This window comes from Streptomyces polygonati (genome assembly GCF_042650325.1).
Lineage (GTDB): Bacteria > Actinomycetota > Actinomycetes > Streptomycetales > Streptomycetaceae > Actinacidiphila > Actinacidiphila polygonati.
This window is the reverse complement of the sequence record NZ_JBHSBB010000059.1, coordinates 1-895: the sequence shown is the minus strand read 5'-3', so window position 1 is coordinate 895 and position 895 is coordinate 1. Positions and strand designations below refer to the sequence as shown.

Annotated in this window: 1 protein-coding gene; it reads right to left on the bottom strand. The window is 64.8% G+C overall.

Annotated elements, in window-relative coordinates; genetic code table 11:
- The coding region (locus ACFO3J_RS35905; RefSeq protein WP_386439085.1) for an acyltransferase domain-containing protein at positions 1–895 on the bottom strand (895 nt) is incomplete at both ends.

Genomic DNA, 895 nt, shown 5'->3' with positions numbered 1-895 from the left:
GTTGGGTTGGGCGGGTTGGCCGGTGAGGTTGGAGATGATGGGGATTTGGGGGGTGTGGTAGGTGAGGGTTTCGGTGAGTTGTTGGAATTCGTTGAGGATGGGGTCCATCAGGTGGGAGTGGAATGCGTGGCTGACGTGGAGGGGGCGGGTTTTGTGGCCTTGTTGGGTGAGGTGGGTGGTGAGGGTGTGGATGGCTTCCTGGTTGCCGCTGATGACGGTGGAGTTGGGTCCGTTGATGGCGGCGATGGAGATGTGGTGGGGGTTGGGTTGGTTGTTGATGGCGGTGCGGGTTTGTTCTTCGGTGGCTTGGACGGAGGTCATGGTGCCGCCGGGGGGGAGGTTTTGCATGAGGCGGCCTCGTGCGGTGACGAGGGTGGCGGCGTCGTGGAGGGTGAGGATTCCGGCGGTGTGGGCGGCGGTGATTTCGCCGATGGAGTGGCCGGTGAGGTAGTCGGGTTGGAGGCCGAGGTGTTGGGTGAGGCGGTAGAGGGCTGTTTCGTAGGCGAAGAGTGCGGGTTGGGTGTAGGCGGTTTGGTGGAGGAGTTCGGCTTGGGGGGTGCCGGGGGGTGCGAACATGATGTCGCGGAGGGGGTGTTGGAGGTGGGTGTCGAGTTCTGCGCAGGCGGCGTCGAGTGCTTGGGCGAAGACGGGGTGTGCTGCGTAGAGTTCTTGTCCCATTCCGGGTTGCTGGCTGCCTTGGCCGGTGAAGAGGACGGCGAGTTTTCCGCCGCGTTGTTCGGTGCCTTGGATGGTGGTGGGGGTGGGGTGGTTTTCGGCGAGTTGGGTGAGGTCGGTGTGGGCGTGGGTGGTGTTGTGGGCGAGGATGACGGCGCGGTGCTGGTGGGCGGTGCGGGTGGTGGCGAGTGCGTGGGCGATGTGGGGGAGCGGGGTTTCG